Annotated in this window: 1 protein-coding gene; it reads right to left on the bottom strand. The window is 27.9% G+C overall.

Going from position 1 to position 689, the window contains the following annotated elements; translation table 11 throughout:
- Nucleotides 1-689: tetratricopeptide repeat protein (locus H3V01_RS10905; protein ID WP_198186792.1), on the bottom strand; the 689-nt coding region annotated here is incomplete at both ends.

The raw sequence follows: 689 nt of genomic DNA on the forward strand, positions 1-689 counted from the left end.
TCAGTCTGATCATAATCGTGTTTTATTTTAAGATACATATTTCCTAACTCAAACTGAGCTTTAGCATAACATTTAGGATTATCTTTTTTGTTGATATTTAAATAAAAAGCTTCAGCCTGATCATAATCTTGTTTTATTTCTTGATATATATTTCCTAAACTAAACTGAGCTTCATTATAAAGTATAGGATTATCTTCTTTGTTGATATTTAAATAAAAAGCTTCAGCCTGATCATAATCGTGTTTTATGAAATAATATATATATCCTAAACCAAACTGAGCTAGAGCATAACGTGCTGGATTATCTTCTTTGTTGGTATTTAAATAAAAAGCTTCAGCCTGACCATAATCGTGTTTTATTTCTTGATATATATATCCTAATTTAGTCTGAGCCTCAGCATAGGTTTCAGGATTGTCTTCTTTGTTGATATTTAAATAAAAAGCTTCAGCCTGATCATAATCGAGTTTTATTTCTTGATATATATATCCTAATTTAATTTGAGCCTCAGCATAGGTTACAGGATTGTCTTCTTTGTTGATATTTAAGTAAAAAACTTCAGCCTGATCATAATCGTGTTTTATTTCTTGATATATATATCCTAAACTAAACTGAGCTAAAGCATAAGTTTCAAAATCTTCTTCTTTAGTGATATTTGAAAAATATTTTTCAGTCTGATCATAATCGTGTTT

It is taken from the genome of Snodgrassella sp. M0351 (assembly GCF_016100575.1).
Lineage (GTDB): Bacteria > Pseudomonadota > Gammaproteobacteria > Burkholderiales > Neisseriaceae > Snodgrassella > Snodgrassella alvi.